Below are 18,953 nucleotides of genomic sequence, written 5' to 3' on the forward strand. Positions count from 1 at the left end.
ATAATTGTTGTTTTATAAAATATAAGCAGAAAATTGAAGACGTTCAAAATAGATATTAAGACCTGCAAATAGCTGGGTCTTTTTTTATTGGAGGGAAATGAATGAAACTTGTATTGTTATCCGGTGGATCTGGTAAGCGTCTATGGCCGTTATCAAATGATACGCGTTCGAAGCAGTTTTTAAAGGTATTAGAAGGACGGGATGGACAGAAAGAGTCAATGGTTCAGCGCGTCTGGACTCAAATTGAAACGGTTGGGTTAAATGAATCAACAGTCATTGCGACGTCTAAGCTTCAGCGTGATATGATCAGAAGCCAGGTCGGAACCGACATTCCGTTAATTATCGAGCCTGAGCGCCGGGATACGTTTCCAGCGATTGCTTTAGCTGCTTCATATCTTCATTCTGAGGAGCAAGCAGCTGAAGATGAAATCGTTGTGGTACTGCCGGTAGATCCTTATGTGGAAGACGGATTTTTTGAACGGGTAAAAGATTTAGAAAGTGTGCTTCGTGATTCAAAAGCGGATTTAGCGTTAATGGGTGTTACACCTACGTATCCTTCATCTAAATACGGATATATCGTGCCGGAAGGAAAGGTACAAGGGGACAGTTATTTTACAGTGGATTGTTTTACAGAAAAGCCGAGTGAAGAAGCAGCTGTTGACTTAATTAATCAGCGTGCGCTTTGGAACTGCGGCGTTTTTGCGTTTCGTTTGGGTTATTTGCTTCAAATACTACAAGAGAAGAATTTGCCGCTTCAATTTGAAACGCTTCATAAAGAATATGCAACCTTGCCTAAAATTAGTTTTGATTATGAAGTGGTAGAGAAGTCAAGTCATATTGTCGCGCTTCCATATGATGGGTACTGGAAAGATCTTGGTACGTGGAATACGTTAACCGAAGAAATGGCGACATCTCAAATTGGAAAAGGTGTATTAACGGATGATTCAGCTAATACGCATTTAGTAAATGAATTAGATATTCCAGTTACGGTGTTAGGCGTGAAAGATGTAGTTGTTGCCGCTAGTCCAGACGGAATTTTAGTTGCGGATAAAGCATCTAGTCCTAAAATTAAAGAAATTATTGGCGATTGGAACTACCCTCCAATGTATGAAGAACGTCTTTGGGGGTGGTCACGCGTGTTAGATTATGCGAAGTATGATGAAGAAACTGAAATGGTGACAAAACGTATTCATATTTCGAAAGGAAAGAACTCGACGTATCATTATCATAATTTACGTGATGAAGTATGGACGATTGTACGTGGAGAAGGAGAGCTTGCGCTTGATGACTATATTCGCCGCGTGAAAGCAGGGGATATTATTCACTTGCCGGCTGGTAAAAAGCACGGAATTCATGCGTTAACTGACCTTGAATTTATTGAAGTCCAAACGGGAAAAGTCATTTCAAATGAAGATAGTATTCGCCTTATCTATGAATGGAACGATGTGATTAAACAATTCCAATCTTCAAGACCACAGGTGATTTTATAAGGGATAGAAGCTTAGATACAGTCAAAGCTTCTATTTTTTTATGTAATTAATAGGGAGGTGCTTCTGGTTGAAAACAATTGCCTATTATATTTCAGACTACGGATATGGTCATGCGACTAGAAGCACGGCCATTATTCGTGAATTATTAAAGCAAAATGAAGAGATAGAAATCATTATTTGTCATTCATTTGCGATTGAGTTTCTTAGACAATCTTTTAAATATGAACGTCGTGTGAGGTTTCGAGAGATTTTAACGGATGTTGGCTACGTACTAAAAGAAAATTCTCTAGAACCAGATGCTGATTTGTTGAATCATAAAGTTGCTTCTTATGTATCAAGTTTTCATACAAAACTTATGTATGAAAAGCGCTTTATGGAAGTAGCCAACGTTTCATTTGTGATTTCAGATATTTCTCCGTTAGGGATCGCAGGTGCCTATCTATTAAACTTGCCTTCTTTAGGAATATCAAATTTCACTTGGTTTACAGCATACGAAGGATTAATTGGAGAGCTATCGCTGGAATTTTTAGAAAAACGTTATCAGCAGATGACGTATCAGTTTTCGCTAGCATGCAGTGATGAGCCACATTGGGGTATCAAAGAAAATCAAAGCTTTGGTTTTTATTCAAGAGAGATAAACGATGCTGAAGTACAGCGTATTCGTAAAGAGATTGACCCTGTGGGCGAGAGTCATATCATCTACTTCGGTCTGGGGATGAAAGTAGATATTGAAACGTTGTCCGACTTGCCAATTTGGCAAAGTCCAAACTGCAAGTTTATCGTTTCATCGAATGTTGATGTTACTCATTCCAATGTTTATAAAATTCCTCAAGATGAAACAGAAACGCAGCACTATGTAGCGGCAGCTGATCTTGTTTTAACAAAAGCAGGCTGGGGGACGATTAGTGAAGCGGTTTGCGCTGGTGTGCCGCTGTTGATTACAAATCGCAGCAGCATGAAAGAAGATCGTCATACGATTGATTATTTAGTTCATCATCAGCTATGCGACCTGATAGAGTGGAAGGAGTTAGAAAGCTTAGTAGTGACTCCTTTACTCATTGAAACATGCAGGCGGCAGCAAATCAATCGCTATAAAAATGAAGTGATGCATATCGCCGAAGAAATCAATAAAAAAATAAACAGTAAGTAAGGAGTTCATTCAAAACGATGAAAAAAGCACCTATTTTTTTAGCGCCTCTATTTCAAGAACGTATCTGGGGTGGAACGGAGTTGGAGAGTCAGTACGGGTATCGTATACCTTCTGCTCAAACGGGCGAGTGCTGGGCGATTTCAGCTCATCCAAACGGTCCGAATACAGTTCGAGAAGGTTATTATGCCGGCAAAACGCTAGGTGAGCTTTGGGATGAGCATCCAGAGATATTTGGGCATTTTAACAGCCCAAGATTCCCCCTTTTAACAAAAATTTTAGATGCTAATGACGATTTATCCATTCAAGTGCATCCAGGTGATGAGTATGCACAGGAGTTCGAAAATGGTGAGCTCGGGAAAACAGAATGTTGGTATATCCTAGACTGTAAAGAAGATGCGACGATGATTTTTGGTCACCGTGCACAAAGTAAAGAAGAATTTATGCAGTTAGTAAACGAAGGTCACTGGAATGATTTATTGCAGCGTGTAAAAATCAAGCCCGGTGATTTTTTCTATGTTCCAAGCGGTACGCTGCATGCTCTTTGTGAAGGAACTCTCGTTCTTGAAACGCAGCAAAGTTCAGATACAACGTATCGTGTGTATGACTATAATCGCCTCGGACAAGAAGGAAAGCTGCGAGAACTTCACTTAGAAAAAGCGATTGACGTGACAACCATTCCTCATATCGCATCGCATATAGAACCTATTAGTATTCAAGAAAAAGGCGGCACCATCACTACTTTTTTAGAAGAAGATTATTTTTCTGTCTATAAATGGGACATACAGTCTTCGCTTGAGTTAGTTCAAACGCAGCATTTTACGTTAGGAAGTGTCATTGAAGGAAACGGAACGCTTTGGACAGAAGAAGGAGAGTTTCCGTTGCAAAAAGGAGACCATTTTATTTTGCCAAATTCGATTCAATCATTCACTTTGACAGGCAAGCTCGAAGTTATTGCTTCTCATCCAAATGAGAATGTTAAACGTATATACGAAGCTGCAAATGTTGCTGGAGCTATGGCAAAAATCTAACGGACCGTGTAAGAACATAATAGGCCATTTATCATAAATGGTATAAATATTTTACATGCTATGCCGATATAAAGATAGAAAGAAAAAATAAGAACTGTCAATATGTCATTTAATTTACAAAAGAATATAGTAAAAGAATCTTTTGTCAACTATAATGAACAGTATATTGAATTTTTAGAAGTTACTAAGTTCGGAGGTCAACTATGGAAGAGACAATTAGTTTGCGAGAGTTGTTTGCAGTGCTTCGTAAGCGTCTTTGGCTTATTGTACTGATTACAATTATCGCTGCAACCGTAAGTGGAGTGATTAGCTTTTTTGTGCTAACGCCTGTGTACGAATCAAAGACACAAATTTTAGTCAATCAAGCGAAAAATGATCAGCAATTGTACAATACGCAAACCGTTCAAACGAACGTACAGCTGATTAACACGTACAATGATATTATTAAAAGTCCGGCTATCTTAGATAAAGTGATTAAAGAGCTAAAGCTTGATACGTCCGCTCAATCCCTAAGCGGTCAAATTCAAGTGACAAACGCACAGGACTCGCAGGTAGCACAGATTGTCGTACAAGATACAAGTGCGAAGCGTGCGACTGATATTGCGAATACAACGGCTTCGGTTTTCAAAAAAGAAGTGCCTAAGATTATGAATGTGGATAATGTGAGCGTGCTGTCAAAAGCAACGCTTGGCGAAAGTGCAAGTCCGGTTAAGCCTCAGCCTCTTTTAAATATTGCGATTGCGGTCGTAGTTGGTTTGATGGTAGGTATCGGGTTGTCATTCTTACTTGAATACTTAGACAACACGTTAAAGACCGAGCAAGATATTGAAAATATTCTAGATCTTCCTGTGATTGGAATTGTGACGAACATTAAAGATGTACCTAAGCCAACAAACGTATCGCGACCAGATGTAGCTGCTCGTGTACCGCAAAGAGGTGAGACGTATGGCTCGTAAAAACAAAGCTCAAAAAAATGATAAAATGCTAACGTTAAAAAGACGTTTGCTTGCTCATAATAGTCCAAAAGATCCTGTAGCTGAACAGTACCGTACGATTCGTACCAATATTCAGTTCTCAAACGTTGATCAAGAGATTAAGACGATAGTTGTCACATCAAGCGGTGCTGAAGAAGGAAAGTCTACAACCACTTCTAATCTAGCAACGGTTTATGCGCAGCAAGGGTTAAACGTATTACTGATTGACGCTGATTTACGTAAACCAACGGGTCATTACACGTTTCGATTAGAAAACCACATTGGTCTTACGAATGTATTGACACGTCAATCTACGTTAGCGCAAGCGGTTCAAGAGTCAGAAATTCCTCATCTTTCTGTTCTAACAAGCGGTCCTATTCCGCCAAATCCATCTGAACTGTTAGCATCTGCTCAGATGGTTGAGTTGTTAAAAGAAATGAAGGAACAGTTCGATATGGTTATTTTTGATACGCCTCCGATTTTAGCGGTGGCCGATGCGCAGATTTTAGCGAATCAAGTAGACGGCACGATTTTAGTTGTAAGCAGCGGTAAAACAGAGAAAGACGCTGCGTTAAAATCGAAAGAGCTGTTAAGTAATGCGCAAGGTAAGCTGCTTGGAGTTGTATTAAATAACCGCAAAGTAGAAGAAGGAAACTACTATTATTATTATGGCAGCAATTAATCAAAGCCTCCCCGCTAGCTTTTGCTAGCGGGGAGGCTTTTTGGCGTATTTTTATAGAAGAAACACATAAGAAATTATGACTATTGTTATAGAAAGTTTAAAATATGAGATTTTTCATAGTTGAAGTATTTATAAAGAATTAGTGAAATTTTTTCCATTTATTTATGTATTGACAGGATAGCTAAAAAGTAGGTTTTTCTCGATGAACAGCACATTTTAGGGCTTGTTTAGTAGTTCGAATGAAATGAATAGATGTATTCAGACTATTCTTAAATATTTACAGGGCGTTGGTTTGCAGATGTTTCGACAAAAAAAGACATAGAAATACATGTTATAATATGCTAACATAAGTATTGCTTTTATTAGGTCTTAAGAAGGATAGGGGTGAGGGTAGATGATTGACTTACATTGTCATATTTTGCCTAATGTCGATGATGGTTCTGCAAGTAGTGAGATGAGTATTGAAATGGCAAAACGAGCGGTATCAGAAGGCATTACGGCTATTGTTGCTACGCCTCATCATCAGAATGGCAGATATCTCAATGAAAAAGAAGCTATTTTACAGAGTGTTGAACAATTAAATAGTTTATTAGTTCGTGAAGGAGTGCCATTAACCATTTTACCTGGTCAAGAAAACCGTATTTACGGTGAACTCTTAGACGACTATCATCAAGACAAAATACTCACTTTAAACAATACGGGAAAATACTTGTTTGTTGAATTTCCTTCGAGTCAAGTCCCTCGATATGCGGAGCGGCTGCTGTTTGATATTCAATCACAGGGAATCATCCCTATTATCGTCCATCCAGAACGAAACAGTCGGTTGTTAGAAGACCCTGATCTTCTCTATAACTTTATTAATAAAGGAGCATTAGCTCAAGTTACAGCTTCTAGCTTGGTTGGACACTTTGGAAAGAAGATAAAGAAATTTTCTCACCAGTTAATAGACGCCAACCTCGTGCATTTTGTTTCCTCAGACGCCCATAACCTTCAACATCGCTCTTTTCATATGCAAGCGGCGATCGATGTAATTGAGGAGGAGCATGGAAGAGATTATTATTATATGTTTCTAGAAAACGCTCAATGCGTTGTAGACGGAACACAGTGCTACAAAGAATCTCCAGAAAAAATTATGCGGAAAAAGTTTCTAGGTATTTTTTAATGCCTAGAGGGTAGAAGCTATTGAGCAGTATAGGAATCATGAAAGAATTTGATCATTTACCTAAGAGTGTAAAAAAGGCTGTGCGGTATATTTACCAAGATGCATCTTACGATCAGCTGCTGATTTTAAAGAAACATTTAGCACATGCCATTCAGCAGAAAGAACAAGAACTTTATAAAAAAAGAGACTAGTATTTTCTATTAAAAATACTAGTGCTTTTATACATAATTTAATGAAACTAGGTGACTGCATTGCAACAGCGTATTAAAGTAATGACGATTTTTGGAACACGTCCAGAAGCCATTAAAATGGCTCCCCTTGTATTAGAATTAAATAAACGTTCAGAAGAATTTGAATCTATCGTGACGGTAACAGCTCAGCATCGTGAAATGTTAGATCAAGTACTGCGTGTATTTGATATTACACCAGATCACGACTTGAACATTATGAAAGACCGCCAAACGCTTATGGATGTCACAACACGCGGACTTCAAGGACTAGATCAAGTCATGAAAGAAGTTCAGCCTGATATCGTACTGGTGCACGGCGATACAACAACAACCTTCATCGCAGGCCTTGCGGCTTTTTATAATCAAATCAAAGTAGGTCATGTAGAAGCGGGTCTTCGTACATGGAATAAATACTCTCCGTACCCGGAAGAAATGAATCGCCAGTTAACAGGTGTATTAGCGGACCTTCATTTTGCTCCTACTACAAAATCTGCGCATAACTTGCTGCAAGAAAACAAAAAAGAAGAAACGTTATTTATTACAGGAAACACGGCAATCGATGCACTAAAAACAACCGTGTTAGAAGAATATTCTCATCCGGTATTAGATCGTGTAGGCGACGACCGTTTAATTCTGTTAACCGCTCACCGCCGTGAAAACCTTGGTGAACCAATGCGTAATATGTTCCGTGCGATCAAACGAATTGTAGAGGAACATGATGACGTACAAGTAGTCTACCCTGTACATTTAAATCCTGTTGTTCGTGAATTAGCGGACGAAGTGCTAGGAAATGATCCTCGCATTCAATTAATTGAACCTCTAGAAGTAGTGGACTTCCATAATTTCGCTTCACGTGCTCATATCATTTTAACGGATTCAGGCGGCGTGCAAGAAGAAGCTCCTTCATTAGGTGTACCGGTATTAGTTCTGCGTGATACAACCGAACGTCCTGAAGGAATTGAAGCAGGCACATTAAAGCTTGCAGGTGTGGAAGAAGAAACCATTTATTCACTTGCTAAAGAGCTTTTAACAAATGAAGAAGAATATGCGCGTATGTCTAAAGCGTCAAATCCATATGGTGATGGTCTTGCTTCAAAACGTATTGCCGATGCAATTAGCGAATATTTCAGCGCTCAAAATAAGTAATTAGTAGATGGGGGAAGTTTAATCATGTCAAAAGTAAAAAAAGCAATTATTCCAGCTGCGGGATTAGGTACACGTTTCTTACCAGCCACAAAAGCAATGCCAAAGGAAATGCTTCCAATTGTAGACAAACCGACTATTCAGTACATTATTGAAGAAGCAATTGAATCTGGTATTGAAGATATTATTATCGTAACGGGTAAAGGAAAACGTGCGATTGAAGATCATTTCGATAATGCTCCTGAACTAGAACAAAACCTTGTAGAAAAGGAAAAGTTCGAACTTCTGGAAAAAGTGCGTCAATCAGCGAACGTAGAAATTCACTACATCCGTCAAAAAGAGCCAAAAGGGTTAGGGCACGCGGTTTGGTGTGCGCGCAAATTTATTGGTGATGAGCCGTTTGCTGTACTGTTAGGAGACGACATCGTTCAAGCAGAAACGCCTTGCTTGCGTCAGTTAATGAATCAGTATGACGAAACGCTATCTTCAGTGATCGGTGTGCAGACGGTTCCAGAAAACGAAACGAACCGTTACGGAATTGTAGATCCTATTTCAAGCAATGGCCGCCGTTATCAAGTGGATACATTCGTTGAAAAGCCAGCATTAGGAACAGCACCTTCTAATCTAGCTATTATGGGACGTTATATCTTCACGCCTGAAATCTTTAAGTTTTTAGAACAGCAGGAAGTAGGCGCAGGTGGAGAGATCCAATTAACAGATGCAATTCAAAAGCTTAACGAAATTCAGCGCGTATTTGCTTACGACTTTGAAGGCAAACGTTACGACGTAGGTGAAAAGCTTGGATTTATTCAAACGTCGCTAGAATTTGCTCTTCAGCATGAAGATCTACGTGAAGATTTACTTACATTTATGGATGAGCTATTACAAAGAGAAAACGTAAAAGCTTAATTGATGTTTCACTAGTTCGCTTGGCGAGCTAGTGAAATTGTATTGGAGTGAAGTTGCTTTGACAAAAAGGGTACTTGTGATTTCTCAACATTTCTATCCTGAAATCGGTAGTGCAGGAAATCGTATAAAAAACATATATAAGCTACTAAAAGATGAAAATTATGACGTAAATGTACTGACGACTGAGCCCACATATCCAAATAAAAAGATCTATCATGACGAACAGTTTTGGGATGATGAGTCAATCGATGAAGAAAATGATGTAACGCGCATTGGTGTGAAAAATCGCAAGTATTCTAGAAGTATTATCAACCGTTTAATGTATTATTTAGAAATTGCTTTTAAAATGATGCTATTCATTTTAACCGACCGAAAAAAGTACGATGTGATTTTCGTTACATCTCCGCCTATTTTTATTGCTGTCGTCGGGCTGCTTGCCAAATACCGTTACCGAAGGCCGCTTATTTTAGACATTCGAGATTTATGGCCCGAATCGTTAAAAGGGGTAGGGGTGTTTAATTATCCTGTCGTCATCTCTGTATTTAGCCGCCTAGAGAAAATTCTCTATGTAAAAGCCGATCATATTATTGTAAACAGTGAAGGCTTTATTCGTTTTATGACAGAGAAATATGCCATTCCGTTAAACAAAATTCACTTTATGCCTAATGCTGCAAACCGCAATGAAATTTCGATGATTGAATCTGGAAGCGATGTATTTAAAGTGATGTATGCAGGCAATATTGGTTTAGCGCAAGATGTAACGGTTCTAATGGACCTTGCAAAAGAGCTAAATGAGTATAATATTGAATTGACGGTCATGGGATATGGGTTTAAAAAGAAGGAGTTTGTGCGCTTTGCAAAAGAGCATAAGTTAACAAATGTTCGTTTCATTAAACCAACTACTCGTCAAGAATGTTTACATATTATTTCTGAGCATCATATTGGAATTGTGACGTTGAACGGCAAGCAAGTATTTGAAACGGTTCTTCCTGGCAAGATCGTTGATTATATGACGTGTGGAATTCCTATTGTCGCATCGGTTTCTGGCTATGCAAAAGACGTGATTGTTTCACATGAAGCTGGAATTGTATCAGAGACGAATACAGCAGATGAGATGCTCAGACATATCCTCTATTTGTATCAGCACCCTTCTAAAAGAGGTGAAATGTCTCGCAACAGCTTGAATTATGTGAAAAAGCATTTCTTCTGGGAAAAAAATATTGAAGTATTAATACGTTTGATTGAGAATAAAAGTTCTGAGCCGCTGCATGTGGAGCAGACAGAATCAGTGGATAAGGTTGAAGTATTATGAGAAAAAATGTCTGTATGTTTGTATGGAATCATTTTACCAATGATGCGCGCGTCCTGCGCGAATGTACGGCTTTATCAGAGAATGGTTATGCCGTTGATTTAATTTGTATTCATGATCCGAGCAATCCGGATTTAAAACAGTATGAAGAAGTAAATGAACATTTTCACGTTCATCGCGTCAAGCGATATCCTTCTTCGCTGCTTTTTATGAAAAAAGCGTATCGCGCACTTCTAAAATATAAAGTGCTCGCTCTGATCGCTTTTTTGCTGTGGTTAGGAGCAGCGTACGTAGCTCCTTATGCAGTCCTTCCTGTTACAATTGTAGCCGCGCTGTTATTAAAAACGAAGCTCCAAGTAGTCTGGGTAAGAGGAAGCATTATCTTAAGGATGATTTTAAAAGGCAGGAAGAAGAAGTACGAGATTTATCACTCGAATGATTTAAATACGCTTCCTCAAGGGTTTATCTGTTCAAAGCTTCGCTTTAAGCGTAAGTATCTTGTCTATGATTCTCACGAGGTGCAAACGAGTAGAACGGGCTATGACAGCGGCGTATACGCAAAAATGGAGTCGTTCTTTATTAATAAAATTGACTCTATGATTGTAGAAAATCATACGCGTGCAAAATACAATGAAGATTTATATGGCTTCTATCCAAACGTTGTCTATAACTATCCGTTTCGACCAAAAAATAAGCAGCAGCAACAAGCGAATTTGCACGAACGCTTAGGGCTTCCTGCAAATGAAAAAATTCTGCTGTATCAAGGCGGCATTCAAACGGGACGAGGTCTTGAAAAGCTTGTTCAAGCGGCGCCGTTATTTAAAGAAGGAACGTTAGTTTTTATTGGAGACGGACGCATCAAGCCAGAGCTAGAGCGTATGGTAGCTGAAATGAAGTTAGAAGATAAAGTGAAGTTTATTCCAAAAGTACCCCTGCAAGACTTACCGAAGTATACAAAAAATGCGTACTTAGGTTTTCAAGTATTAAATAATGTGTGCTTCAATCACTATTCCGCTTCTTCAAATAAGTTGTTTGAATACATTATGAGCGATGTACCGGTGGTAGCATGCGACTTTCCAGAGATTAAAAAAGTAGTAGAAGGCGAGCATATTGGATTGTGTGTAGATTCGCATGATTACAAAGAGATTGCGAGTGCTGTTAATCAGTTATTACGAGATCCTATGCTGCGCGAAACGATGAGCAACAACTGTAAAACAGCGAAGTTCAAGTACAACTGGGAAAGTGAACAAGTTCAATTTTTGAAAGTCTATCAAGCAATATAACGTAAAAGGAGGAACTTACGCGTATGGGTGTCAAACTCCATAGCCATGTATCTGTAGAAGTTCTGGAAAAAGAACTTCAAGTGGTTAAATCGGAACTAATCGAACAATTAAACATAAGAGAAAAAGAATTAAAAGAGTACCAGGATTTGCAAAAGCGTTATACGATGTTAGAAAAAAGATATGCGGCTATCAGCCGTTCTTTTCTAGGAAAGTTAACGCTAAAGTATTGGACGGTTCGAAAGCGAATGGGTACAAATAAAGCAACAAAGGGGCATAGATAATGATCAGTGATATTCAAAAGCGTATGAAGTCGATTACGCAAAAAAGAGATTGGGCAAAAGCACATCGCATTCCAAGCCTAGAGTTTTCAGAAGTCGAAGCGAATAGCGGCTGGTTTAAAAAGCATCAAGCTGCTGTTTCATTTAATGAAGACGACCGAAGTTTTACTGTTGATTTGAATTCTAACAACTATACGTATCTAACTTATCGCGAGCAGAATATCGACTTTCAACAAGCTCCTGTAGAAGAGAATATTGCATTTGACTTTTCTAGTCAGCAAACGCTTGTCTTCAAAGGGACAAAAAGTGAAAGTGTCTCCGTCGAGTTATTCATTATTGAATATAAAAATCGTCAAAAAGTAGGTATACATAGATTTGAAATGAACAGTGAAGGTATTATACCGTTCTCTCAATCTACTGATTCTATCCGCTTAGCGCTGCGCGTGAAAGGGCAGGGAACATTTAAAATTGAGAGTATGTTAATTAATGACCGAGGATTCTGGAATCAAAGCGAGCTTTTGACAGAAGGAAATTATATTGTTTTAGAACAAAATCAGTGGTACATGCCTAAGTCCGATCAACTATACTATGATCCATTTAACAAAAAGTTCAACGTAAGTTTTGAAGATAAGCAATTCGCGTATGTAACGCACAGAGAAGGAAATGCTGCTTTCTCTGCTCAGCCTGCAAGTCCAGTGGCTGTTCATGACGATACACTATCGGTTTGTTTCCAAGGCGAGAAAGAGAATGCTGTTGATGTACGTCTTGCTATTGTTTTCTACCTAGACGGAAAAAAAGTAGGAACAGATGAATTAAAGTTAAACAATAAAAAGCTGATTCATTTCCAAGAAGAATATAACGCTATTCGTCTAGCAGTGAGAGTATCTGGTAAAGGTGAATTTAAGCTTGATGATATCATCATTAACAACGTGTCTTATTGGTGGGTTCATGATGTTGAAGTGACCGTTCCTAAAGTGACGGTTGATGCACCTGTTAAGTATGCTCTTAATGAACACTCTCTTAAAGGATGGCAAGAATCAAATAACGGTGTCATTTATCATCCTTGGAACCAGCTGTTTCAATCGAAGTTAAAAGGACAGGAATTCATTCATTTAACGGCTCAGCACTTTAATACAAGTGAAAATATCTCAGTAGCTGTTGATCATAATTCTACGTATGTGATTACACCAGCAGGTGAAGTGTACGAAGGTATTGAGTTAGTTGTATATGCTGTAGGATATAAAAACAACAAGCAAAATGAAATCCATCAGCTTGAGCTAAATGAAAAAGCTGAACTGCGTTTCAAAAAAGATACGGAACACGTTGAGTTTTTAATACGTGTGACGGAGAGCGGATTCTTTAAAGGACTGCAGATTAACATTCAAGAAAAGCCAATTGAAATTACCAACAGTGCACAGCTAGAGCTACAAGCTTCAGATTGGTTTGCAAGCGCGAAGAAATTAGTACAGCTTTCTGCATCAGAAAAAGGGCTGCGCGGTTCAGTAAATATTGAAGCTGGCAAAAACAGCTATATTTCGTATAAAGAAACAAATAACAGTTTTAAAATGCTTCCGACTCACCATATCATGACGATGCAAAAAGGATTTGAATATGAGTTCACTGTAAAAGGGAAAGCAGATGAAGATGTAGCTGTGATTCCAATGTTTATTGGATATTCAGATGAAGAAAAGCTTCAAGTGCTGCAGCTAAAATTTAACTCAATGACAAAAGTTCAAATTCATCCTGACATTACACAGTTCCGAATTGCTTTACGTGTTTCTGGAAAAGGTGAATTTGATGTTCATACGATTTCTATTAATGAAATGAAAAGCATTGAACGAGAGCAGTCATTAGATTACGTAGCCAAACAAGAAGTAGATGCATTTAACATGCTTCCTCCAAAGCCGATCAAAGAAATGAAGATGGCGGTTATTTTTGACGAATTTACGACGGCTTCTTATGAACATGAGTGTAAATTAATTAAAATGACGCCGGATAACTGGCTTGAGGTTATGACAAAAGAACAGCCAGATCTGTTAATGGTTGAATCTGCTTGGCGTGGTAACGGAGGCGTTTGGAATAAGCGTGTTGGTTACTACGGAGAAGAGAATATGAAGCCTCTTTACTCACTGTTAGCTTGGTGCAAAGAGCATAATGTGCCAACCGTATTCTGGAACAAGGAAGATCCTGTTCACTTTAATCGTTTTATTGAAACAGCTAGACGATTTGATTATATTTTCACAACGGATGAAAACATGGTTCCTTACTACCAAGAAAGAGCTGGACATCAAAACGCATTTGCGCTGCCGTTTGCTGCGCAGCCGGCTATTCATAACCCGATTAAAATCGTGGATGAACGCGAAAACAAAGCGTGTTTCGCTGGATCTTATTATCGTCATCATGAAGAAAGATGTATTGATATGGATCGATTATTAGATGCCGCGGCTAAAGTGGGATTAGATATTTATGATCGAAACTATATTCAAAACTTAAAAGGTCTTATGCCAAACCATCAATTCCCGGATCGCTTTGTTCCTTATGTAAAAGGAAACTTAAAGTATTACGAAATTGATAAAGCCTATAAAGGCTACAAAGTTATGATTAACGTAAATACAGTAAAAGAATCTCCTACGATGTTCTCTCGCCGTGTGTATGAAGGATTAGCATGCGGAACGCCTGTTATTAGTACGTATGCACAGGGAATTGGAGAAATTTTCGGTGATCTTGTTTATATGTCTGAAGATCCAACGAGTTTGCATGAAGAATTCAAGCAGCTGTTAGAAGATGAACGTTACTACGAAGAAAAAGCTTTAACGGGTATTCGAGATGTATTAACTAAGCATACGTATACGCATCGCCTAGAGTACATCATTGAGAAAGTGGGCTTAAACTTTGCTTTTGAACTGCCGACAGTTACGGTAGTCGCGATTGCTAATACGCGTCAAGAGTTTGAGAACATCGTTGATCAATTTAACCGTCAAGCTTATGAAAATAAGCAATTATATATTCTAGTAGATACATTCGATGGCTATTTAGATCTTTACAATAAGTACAACACAAAAACCATTCACACGTTTGTTCGCAGTTATATGCACAACTACTTAAACATTCGCGACTGGATTTCAAGTGAGTATGTAACGTACTTTGGCCAAGACAGCTATTATGGGCAAAATTATTTACTAGACTTAATGCTGAGTACAACGTTTACGGACAGTGACTTTATTGGTAAAACAACTCACTACAGTGTGGAAAACGGAAAGCTTGAAGAGAAAAATGCAGGTCAAGAATACGAGTTTGTAAGAGAGTTATCGTCACAGAGCTCCGTTGCTAAAACAAATGTATACAGCAATCTTTCACTTGAGCAAGTAATTAATCTCTTTGAACAAGATCAAAGTCTTGCGTCATATGCTAAATACGGCAAGCAGTTCTTTAGTAATGACAAATTTAATTACTTGAAATTAGAAGATAGCAGCAAGGACGACATCACTGCTATGGTAAATAAAATAGAGCTGTGAGGTTACAAAAATGAAAAAGATATTATTTGCAGGACATGATTTAAAATTTGCACGTATCATTATGGACCGTTTGGCAAGCCGTCCTGGGTTTGAAATTAAAACGGACGAGTGGAGTGGCCATAATGCTCATGATGAAGAACAGAGCCAAGCTTGCTTAGAATGGGCCGACGTTATTGTTTGCGAATGGGGACTTGGAAATGCAGTGTGGTATTCTCATCATAAAAAGCCTCATCAGCAGTTAATTGTACGCATGCATCTTCAAGAGCGTGATACGATTTACCCTCATAGTTTTAACATGGAAAATATCGATAAAATTATCGCGATTTCTCCATACGTATATGAAGAGTTTTATCGAACGTTTAATTTTCCGCGTGAAAAGATGACGATGATTTATAACGTAGTAGATACAGAAAAAGTGGATGGCTCCAAAACGGAAGACGCTAAGTATCATTTAGGCATTATTGGAATTTGTCCGCAGCGAAAGCGTCTAGACTTGGCTGTAGATATGCTAGATAAGTTATGGCATCAAGATAATCGCTATAAGCTGTTTGTTAAAGGGAAAATGCCGCAGGAATATTCATGGCTGTGGAATAAAGAAGAAGAGCGTGAATATTACGAAGCAATTTTTAATCGTATCGAAAAAGCTCCATGGAAAGACGCTGTTATTTTTGAAGGGTTCGGCGATATTTCTGAATGGCTTTCAAAGGTAGGAATTATTCTATCAACAAGTGATTTTGAAAGCTTCCACCTTTCACCAAGTGAAGGGATGGCTTCAGGTGCTTATCCAATTATTCTCAACTGGGACGGCAGTGATACGATTTATCCGAAAGAGTATCTTCTATCTGATGTGGAGGAAGCAGTAGCGTGTATTCTAGCACTGAACTCAAAAGAAACAGATGCAGAGCTTCAAGCTTCTTTAAAAGAGTATGTAAAGCAGCACTTTGGAGCTGAAAAAGTAGCGAATCAATGGGAAGAGTTAATTGTGAACGTTGCGGAACCTGTTTTAAGTTAATCTATAAGTTCCTTTTGAAATTTATAGTTTGTATGCGTACAGCGCGCATATGAGAAAGTGGGAAATGACTGAATGATAAATACAAAAAAAGCATTAACGGCATTGGATGAAGAAAAAATTCAAAAGCTGATGAGAATCTTACCGAAAAGTCGGAATAAAGATCCGCTAGCAGCTGCTAAAAACATTATGGGTAATAAATATCCACTTCCGCCTTTTGGGGTCATTCGATACCCAAAAGGAATTCTATGGAATGAAGATAAATCTAGAAGTTTTTTACGCTTGATTCATGGTCATACTTTTTTAGGGTGTTTGACAGATGCTTACGAAGAGACAAAAGAAGAGCAGTACAAAGATAAAGCCGTTGGTTTAGTCAAAGATTGGATTCAGAAAAATCCTTATCCTAATGGTTCAAATGAAATGGCTTTTCACGATGAGACAACGGCAATGCGTTTGCAGTATTGGCTGAGATTATACATCTTAGCGAAGGACAAGCTTGCTTCATCCGATGAACAGCTTATCGTAGAGAATATGGCCAAAACGGCTAATTTACTGTCTCAAGATGACTTCCATTCAACAAATACAAATCACGGCATGTTCCAAGATATTTCTTTGCTTGCTTACGCAATGTATTTTGAAGAAGCAGATAATGAGTCGGATCGTTATCGTGATATTGCATTAAAGCGTCTTGTTGATTACTTTACCTATGTGTATACAGAAGAAGGCGTACATAAGGAACATTCGCCGTCTTATCATTTTCTCGTATCCAATTATTTAAATAAATTGGTTGTATGGCTGAAGGATGTGAGCCCTAACCACGCAAAGTTTTTTGTTGATTTATTTAAAAAGACAGAAAAATATGCAACCTATATTATTCGACCAGACGGACTGTTCCCGCCTCTTTGTGATACAGAATCGAAGCCTGTTGTAAACAGCAGCTACCGAAGCTTGTACAAAAGTGAAGAGTTTCTATATGCAGTACATCAAGGTAAAGCTGGGAGAATGCCTGTAGAAAAAGATGCGGTGTTCAAAGACTCTGGTTATGCGATTTTCAGAAGCGGATGGGAAAGAAAAGAAAAGGAAACGTACGTACTGTTTTCCGCAGCTTATCATACTAGTTACCATAAGCACAGTGATGACTTAAATATGCACATTTATTCAAACGGTGATATCATTACAGAAGCTGGACCGAATGGATATAATTACAAAGATAAGTTTACGAAATATGCGTATTCTTCATTTGGACACAATACGCTAATCGTGGATGGACAAGGTCTTCCTCGAGTGGATCATCAGCACGAAAAAGTATATATAAAAGATTATCAGCTAACGGAAGGCTACTCGGAAGCAACGGGAGTGAATGAACGTTATAGCGGAGTTACTCACACACGTAACGTACGCTATAACAAACAGCTTGAGCATATTACTGTACGCGATCAAGTCGCTTCAGAAGATACTCATCAATACAAGCTGTTTTGGCATGTGGCTCCAGACTTAGAGGTTCACGTAAGAGATCAAATTGTTGAGTTGTTTAGAAACAATAACAAAGTAGCTGAACTTGAAATTACATCTACTACAGATGTGAATATACGAGCTGTGCGTGAACAAACAGTTCCGCACGTGCAAGGATGGGTATTTCCTAAGATGGAAGCAAAAAAGCCTGCCACTGTGCTTGAGCTGGATTTCAGCAGCGGCAAAGAGTCGGTTGAAGTAGTGACAGAGTTCCGCTTAGCGAATTATAAAATCGCAGCAAGAGATCAAGGACCATTTGAATTAGAGTCACATTACCAATCTATGAACGGCGTGAAGTATCACTTTGTTCCAGCAGCTGACGAGACATTACAGGATAAATTGGTTATTGTCTTTTCTGCTTTAGCTAATAAATATCATTATGTATATAATTATATGAAAACGTTAGATGAAGTTGGAGCGAACAAACTGTTCATTTTAGATGATTTTGGTGAACAAGGCTCTTACTACTTAGGCAAAAATAGAAATCATGTGATTGAAACAAGCGTATCTTCGCTTATTCAATATATTATGTCCAAGCACGGTTTTATGCACAAAAATGTCATGACCGTAGGTTCGTCTAAAGGCGGCTATGCGGCGTTATACTATGGAATTAAGTATCATTTTGGACAAGTAATTGCCGGTGCTCCTCAAAGTAAATTAGGAGACTTTTTGATTGATCAGGCAGAGCATGTCAACATTGCAGAGTATATTTCGGGATCGGATAATGTAAACAAAGAATACTTAAATCAAATTCTATTTAACTTGCTAGATCAGCCCGTGGATAGCGCACCAGACATCCGTTTATATGTAGGAACGTGGGATTATCATCACAAAAGTCATGTTCTTCCGCTGTATCATCAGCTAAAAGACAGAGGATATAAAGTAACGCTAGATTTAGAAGATCGAGCAAATCATAAAGATTTAAAAGGTTATTTTCCTCTGTATCTTGGCCGAACGATTAGCGAAATTTTAGACGTGCAGTATGTCGAACATGTGCCATTTAAAATTAAAAGAGCTCTTTTAAAAGATAACGAGAGCTACTTTATTGTAAGATGTGACACAGAAGGTCAAGGCAATTTAGAGTACGCGTATTACATTTATAAAGACGATAAAATCGTTCACAAAACTTCTTACATCGACGAAGAAATTTTCCGCTATAAGCCAAGAGCTAAAGGCGAATACAGATGTAGAATTTTTGTAAGAAATCAATACAAACAAAAAGCGGTTAGAGACACAAATAGTGTCTTTATATAAAACATTATTAAGCAGTTAACACAGG

15 protein-coding genes are annotated in these 18,953 nt (G+C 38.4%); all 15 read left to right on the forward strand.

Annotated elements, in window-relative coordinates:
- The first annotated feature begins 101 nt into the window (after positions 1–101).
- A complete protein-coding gene (locus ACOZIR_RS14875) occupies positions 102–1,490 on the forward strand; it encodes a sugar phosphate nucleotidyltransferase (RefSeq protein WP_421535696.1) in 1,389 nt (462 codons plus the stop codon).
- A 67-nt stretch (positions 1,491–1,557) separates the two neighbouring features.
- The gene (locus ACOZIR_RS14880) at positions 1,558–2,640 is read left to right on the forward strand and encodes a glycosyltransferase (protein WP_421535697.1); all 1,083 of its coding nucleotides are present in this window, start codon (positions 1,558–1,560) and stop codon (positions 2,638–2,640) included.
- Between the two features lie 17 nt (positions 2,641–2,657).
- Positions 2,658–3,668 carry a mannose-6-phosphate isomerase, class I gene (manA, locus tag ACOZIR_RS14885; protein WP_421535698.1) on the forward strand — a complete coding sequence of 337 codons (1,011 nt, stop codon included), beginning with the start codon at positions 2,658–2,660 and terminating at the stop codon, positions 3,666–3,668.
- Between the two features lie 203 nt (positions 3,669–3,871).
- Positions 3,872–4,624: a YveK family protein gene (locus tag ACOZIR_RS14890; protein ID WP_421535699.1), complete on the forward strand. Its 753-nt coding sequence runs from the start codon at positions 3,872–3,874 to the stop codon at positions 4,622–4,624.
- Positions 4,614–5,324: a CpsD/CapB family tyrosine-protein kinase gene (locus ACOZIR_RS14895; protein WP_421535700.1), complete on the forward strand. Its 711-nt coding sequence runs from the start codon at positions 4,614–4,616 to the stop codon at positions 5,322–5,324. The genes ACOZIR_RS14890 and ACOZIR_RS14895 overlap by 11 nt, the downstream gene beginning before the upstream one ends.
- Before the next feature lie 394 nt (positions 5,325–5,718).
- Positions 5,719–6,486, forward strand: coding sequence for a tyrosine-protein phosphatase (locus ACOZIR_RS14900; protein WP_421535701.1), 768 nt, complete (start codon positions 5,719–5,721; stop codon positions 6,484–6,486).
- Between the two features lie 38 nt (positions 6,487–6,524).
- Positions 6,525–6,677 carry a hypothetical protein gene (locus ACOZIR_RS14905; protein WP_170959563.1) on the forward strand — a complete coding sequence of 51 codons (153 nt, stop codon included), beginning with the start codon at positions 6,525–6,527 and terminating at the stop codon, positions 6,675–6,677.
- Between the two features lie 60 nt (positions 6,678–6,737).
- On the forward strand, positions 6,738–7,862 hold the full coding sequence (gene wecB / locus ACOZIR_RS14910) for a non-hydrolyzing UDP-N-acetylglucosamine 2-epimerase (protein WP_274155895.1): 1,125 nt from the start codon (positions 6,738–6,740) through the stop codon (positions 7,860–7,862).
- 24 nt (positions 7,863–7,886) lie between these two features.
- The gene (galU, locus tag ACOZIR_RS14915; protein ID WP_045293121.1) at positions 7,887–8,768 is read left to right on the forward strand and encodes a UTP--glucose-1-phosphate uridylyltransferase GalU; all 882 of its coding nucleotides are present in this window, start codon (positions 7,887–7,889) and stop codon (positions 8,766–8,768) included.
- A 58-nt stretch (positions 8,769–8,826) separates the two neighbouring features.
- Positions 8,827–10,080 (forward strand): glycosyltransferase family 4 protein, encoded by a 1,254-nt coding sequence (locus tag ACOZIR_RS14920; protein ID WP_328120800.1) that lies wholly within the window; start codon positions 8,827–8,829, stop codon positions 10,078–10,080.
- Complete coding sequence (locus ACOZIR_RS14925; protein ID WP_237894123.1) at positions 10,074–11,360, forward strand: glycosyltransferase; 1,287 nt, start codon at positions 10,074–10,076, stop codon at positions 11,358–11,360. Before ACOZIR_RS14920 ends, ACOZIR_RS14925 begins: the two co-directional genes overlap by 7 nt.
- Before the next feature lie 23 nt (positions 11,361–11,383).
- Positions 11,384–11,641, forward strand: a complete 258-nt coding sequence (locus ACOZIR_RS14930; RefSeq protein WP_043979847.1) for a hypothetical protein — start codon at positions 11,384–11,386, stop codon at positions 11,639–11,641.
- Positions 11,641–15,153 carry a CgeB family protein gene (locus ACOZIR_RS14935; RefSeq protein WP_421535702.1) on the forward strand — a complete coding sequence of 1,171 codons (3,513 nt, stop codon included), beginning with the start codon at positions 11,641–11,643 and terminating at the stop codon, positions 15,151–15,153. Before ACOZIR_RS14930 ends, ACOZIR_RS14935 begins: the two co-directional genes overlap by 1 nt.
- Before the next feature lie 10 nt (positions 15,154–15,163).
- Positions 15,164–16,165 (forward strand): glycosyltransferase family 4 protein, encoded by a 1,002-nt coding sequence (locus ACOZIR_RS14940; protein WP_328120804.1) that lies wholly within the window; start codon positions 15,164–15,166, stop codon positions 16,163–16,165.
- A 72-nt stretch (positions 16,166–16,237) separates the two neighbouring features.
- Positions 16,238–18,928: an accessory Sec system protein Asp2 gene (locus tag ACOZIR_RS14945; protein ID WP_328120806.1), complete on the forward strand. Its 2,691-nt coding sequence runs from the start codon at positions 16,238–16,240 to the stop codon at positions 18,926–18,928.
- The last annotated feature ends 25 nt before the right edge of the window (positions 18,929–18,953 follow it).

It is taken from the genome of Priestia sp. D3YE.R1 (genome assembly GCF_049199565.1).
GTDB classification, from domain to species: Bacteria; Bacillota; Bacilli; order Bacillales; family Bacillaceae_H; genus Priestia; species Priestia aryabhattai.

Excerpts from the sequence above, each read along its gene's own strand:
- manA (WP_421535698.1), top strand. The coding sequence starts at position 2,658 with ATGAAAAAAGCACCTATTTTTTTAGCGCCTCTATTTCAAGAACGTATC.
- ACOZIR_RS14935 (WP_421535702.1), top strand. The coding sequence starts at position 11,641 with ATGATCAGTGATATTCAAAAGCGTATGAAGTCGATTACGCAAAAAAGA.
- ACOZIR_RS14895 (WP_421535700.1), top strand. The coding sequence starts at position 4,614 with ATGGCTCGTAAAAACAAAGCTCAAAAAAATGATAAAATGCTAACGTTA.
- ACOZIR_RS14940 (WP_328120804.1), top strand. The coding sequence starts at position 15,164 with ATGAAAAAGATATTATTTGCAGGACATGATTTAAAATTTGCACGTATC.
- ACOZIR_RS14945 (WP_328120806.1), top strand. The coding sequence starts at position 16,238 with ATGATAAATACAAAAAAAGCATTAACGGCATTGGATGAAGAAAAAATT.
- ACOZIR_RS14875 (WP_421535696.1), top strand. The coding sequence starts at position 102 with ATGAAACTTGTATTGTTATCCGGTGGATCTGGTAAGCGTCTATGGCCG.
- ACOZIR_RS14905 (WP_170959563.1), top strand. The coding sequence starts at position 6,525 with ATGAAAGAATTTGATCATTTACCTAAGAGTGTAAAAAAGGCTGTGCGG.
- ACOZIR_RS14890 (WP_421535699.1), top strand. The coding sequence starts at position 3,872 with ATGGAAGAGACAATTAGTTTGCGAGAGTTGTTTGCAGTGCTTCGTAAG.
- ACOZIR_RS14930 (WP_043979847.1), top strand. The coding sequence starts at position 11,384 with ATGGGTGTCAAACTCCATAGCCATGTATCTGTAGAAGTTCTGGAAAAA.
- galU (WP_045293121.1), top strand. The coding sequence starts at position 7,887 with ATGTCAAAAGTAAAAAAAGCAATTATTCCAGCTGCGGGATTAGGTACA.
- ACOZIR_RS14900 (WP_421535701.1), top strand. The coding sequence starts at position 5,719 with ATGATTGACTTACATTGTCATATTTTGCCTAATGTCGATGATGGTTCT.